This is a genomic window from Candidatus Aminicenantes bacterium, from assembly GCA_026393855.1.
Classification (GTDB): Bacteria; Acidobacteriota; Aminicenantia; order Aminicenantales; family UBA4085; genus UBA4085.
In genome coordinates, this window is the sequence record JAPKZJ010000052.1 from 1 (window position 1) to 3,428 (window position 3,428).

The window sequence follows — 3,428 nt, forward strand, 5'->3', positions numbered from 1 at the left end:
AGTTGAGGACGAGCAGATGATCCTCGAGCGAGCAGTAGCGCATCGGCTCGGTGCCGTCCAGAAAGGCTTCCATGAAGCGCCATTTGCAGAACGAAGCCGGGCGCAAGCCCGTCTTGCGATCGATGGCCTCGAAGACGATGCCCTGAGGGACGAGGAACTCCTCGGGCTTGATATCGGCCTTGGCCGCCTCGGCCCGCTTCTTCTCGGCTTGGATGACCCCCCGGAAGAACTCCGTCCAGATCGGGAGCGCCGCCGAGGCGCCGGTCTCGTTGGTGCCCAGCGATTGGTTGTCGTCGTGCCCGACCCAGACGCCGGCGCAAAGCGAGGGCGAGAACCCGATATACCAGGCGTCGGTGTATTTGTCGGTCGTCCCGGTCTTGCCGGCCAGCGGCTTATCCGCCAGCAGACCGGAAGCCGAGGCGGCCGTACCTCGCTCCACGACACCCTGCAGCAAATAGGTCATCAGGTAGGCGGTCTGGGGCGAGATGACGTCCTCGGACTCGATCTTGGCCTCCTCCAGGATGTTTCCATCGCGGTCTTCGATCCGGGTGATGTAGTACGGCTTGACCCGAACCCCGCGGTTGGGGAAGACCGAATAGGCCGAAACCATCTCGATCAACCGCATATCGAACGTCCCCAGGGCGAGCGACAGATAGGGATAAAGGGTCGTGGAAATGCCGAACTTCTTGCAATAATCCACCCCCGTCTGGGGCGTGATCTGGTCGAGAATGGTGGCCGTGACCACGTTGCGCGATTCCTCCAGGCCCCAGCGCAGCGTCACCATGCCCTTGTACTGGCGGTCGTAGTTCTTGGGCGTCCAGGTCTCGTGGGACCACTTGTCCTGGAAATCCGTGGGCTTGTCCTCGATCCGGGAAGCCGCGGTGAAGCCGTTGTCCAGGGCGGCCGTGTAGAGCAGGGGCTTGATCGAGGAGCCGGCCTGGCGGGCGGTCTGGGTGGCCCGATTGAGCTGGCTGCGGCCGAAGGAATAACCGCCGATCATGGCCTTGATCTGGCCGGTTTGGGGCTCGACGGCGAGGAAGGCGGCCTCGGCCAGCGGCACCTGATCGAGGGAGACGACGAGCTCCTTCTTCGTCTCGTCCTTGCTCTTGATCAGCACCGGAACGACGTGGCCGGGCTTTAGGAGCCGGTCGAACTGCTTGGTCCCCGTCCATCGCTCGATATCGTCGTTGCGCATGCGGCCCGAGTAGTTTTTGACCCGGACCCGGACTTCGGTCTTGGTCACCGCCTGGACGATGGCTTCGATGACGTCTCCGGGCTCGACCCGGGGCGAAAGCCAGGACTTGAGCCAGTAATCGTCCAGCGTGCGTCCGCTCATCAGGAAGGCTTTGTCTTCGGTCAGAAGAGGCTTATCCTTGCGCCAGCCGCGCCGCTTGTCGTGTTCGCGCAAACCCTTGTCCAGAGCGGACTCGGCCGAGGCCTGGGCGTCGACGGAGAGGGTCGTATAGACCTTGAGCCCGCCGCGGTAGAGGGCGTCCTCGCCGTAAGCCGAGACGATGTAGCGCCGGACCTCCTCGAAAAACGTCGCCCCGAAGTCCGAGTCGCTGCGGCCGAGGGGCAGAACGCTGAGCGGCTTCTTCTTCGTCCCGTCGGCCAGGTCCTTGGCCACGTAGCCCTCCTCGACCATCCGAGTCAGGACGTGATTGCGGCGGTTTAGGGTCAGCTCGGGGGCGTTGTAGGGCGAATAGCGGGAGGGACCGCGGAAGATCCCGGCGATCATGGCGCTCTCGTCCAAGGTCAGGTCGGTGACGCTTTTACCGAAGAACAGATGCGCCGCCGCCTCGATGCCATAGGCGCCGTGGCCCAGGTTGAACTGGTTGCAGTACATTTCGAAGATCTTCTCTTTGGAATAGCGCTTTTCGATCTGGATGGCCAGGACCCATTCGACCAGCTTGCGGTGGATCGTCTGCTGGCGGTAGAGGAAGAACTCCCGGGCCAGCTGCTGGGTGATGGTGGAGCCGCCCTCCAGCTTGCGCCCGCCGAAGACGTGCCAGATGTTCTGCCAGATGGCCCGGACGAAGCCCCGCATGTCCACGCCCTTGTGCTTGAAGAAGCGGGGGTCTTCGGTGGCCAGGATGGCCTGCTTGAGCGTCTCGGGGATTTTATCGTAGGCGATCAAAATGCGCTTCTCGGGACCAATCTCCTTGATGGTGCGGCCATCGTCAGCCAGGATGGCGGTGGTCAGGCTCGGGGTCAGCTTCTCGATCTCCCCCACGTCCGGTAAGCCCTGCTTGATGGCGATGTAGGTGCCCAGAAGGCCTCCCAGAAGGATGGCCGTAGCGAAGACCAAGCCGATCAGCAGGTGACGGAATAGCTTCTTTTTATCGGTCGGGACGATGCGGATCTTCCAGATTTTCTTGGCCGGACTCATGATTTTTCAATCCTCGCGTCGGGATTTAAGGACTACGGGGCCGCGGAGCGTCAGAACTCGAGCCAGAATTTCGTCCCCCAGCTCGCGGCGGCCGCAGCCGGCGTCCAAATGGACGAACCGCCTCCCCTGGAGCCCCCGGAAGATGCGCCTGACGCGCCGCAGGTAGCCGTCGCGCTCAAAAAGCAGATCGCGGGTCTTGCGGCCGCCGATCCGGTCCAACCCCTGGGCCGCCGGTAAGTCGAGAATGAAGACCAGGTCGGGCCGGGGAGCAAAGCGCTCGTTGGCCCGCCGGAGAAATTCCAGATCGAGCCCCTTGGCTCCCTGGTAGGCGATGGTCGAGAAATAGTATCTATCCATGACCACAATCCGGCCGGCGGAGAGCGCCGGGCGGATATTTTTCGTGACGTTTTCGCGCCGGTCCAGCAGAAACAGATTCAGCTCCTGCTTAGGAGTGAGCGACCCGTCGGTCCGAGCCTTGTTGCGGATTTCCCGCCCGTAACGTCCCCGGGTCGGTTCCCGGAACGAAACGGCGTCGAAACCGCGATACCGGAGGCGCCGGATGAGCCCCTTGGCTTGAGTGGATTTTCCAGCCCCGTCGATCCCTTCCAAGACGATCAAAAGGCCTTTTTTCATGTCCCGACCATCTTAGCCTTGGAGGTGGGAAAATGCAACGCGGAGCCCGCTCCGGGCGTTGAAAGCATGTTTGAAAATGACGGTGGACTATGCTATCTTGAATGCTTAGCATCAAGGCAGCAGACAGCCTTCCGCGATCTCACATGGAGGACGCCCGATGAAGAAAGTCGTATGGATCTCTTTGGCCAGCTTCGCTTTGGGTATTCTGGCAGCAGGATATATCTTTGTTTTTCTGCCCGAGCGCAACGCCTCGGCCCGGTCCTTCCTGGACAAATCCTCCGGTTCCGGGACCGCCCTTTTCGCCCAGTCGACAGCCATCAAGCCCGAGCTTGATTTCGTCAAAGTCTCGGACCGGGTCGGTCCCGCCGTCGTCAAGATCGAGACAACCAGGGTGGAGAAGCAAGCC

General features: G+C 61.9%; 3 protein-coding genes. 1 reads left to right on the top strand and 2 read right to left on the bottom strand.

Going from position 1 to position 3,428, the window contains the following annotated elements; genetic code table 11:
* Both NTZ26_05590 and tmk read right to left on the bottom strand, forming a co-directional pair.
* Positions 1 to 2,389: PBP1A family penicillin-binding protein (locus NTZ26_05590; GenBank protein ID MCX6559971.1), on the bottom strand; the 2,389-nt coding region annotated here is incomplete at its 3' end.
* Between the two features lie 6 nt (positions 2,390 to 2,395).
* Positions 2,396 to 3,022, bottom strand: coding sequence for a dTMP kinase (gene tmk / locus NTZ26_05595; GenBank protein ID MCX6559972.1), 627 nt, complete (start codon positions 3,020 to 3,022; stop codon positions 2,396 to 2,398).
* A gap of 157 nt (positions 3,023 to 3,179) precedes the next feature.
* Between tmk and NTZ26_05600 the strand changes: the two genes are divergently transcribed.
* Positions 3,180 to 3,428, top strand: a 249-nt coding sequence (locus NTZ26_05600; protein ID MCX6559973.1) for a hypothetical protein, incomplete at its 3' end; no start/stop codon positions are given.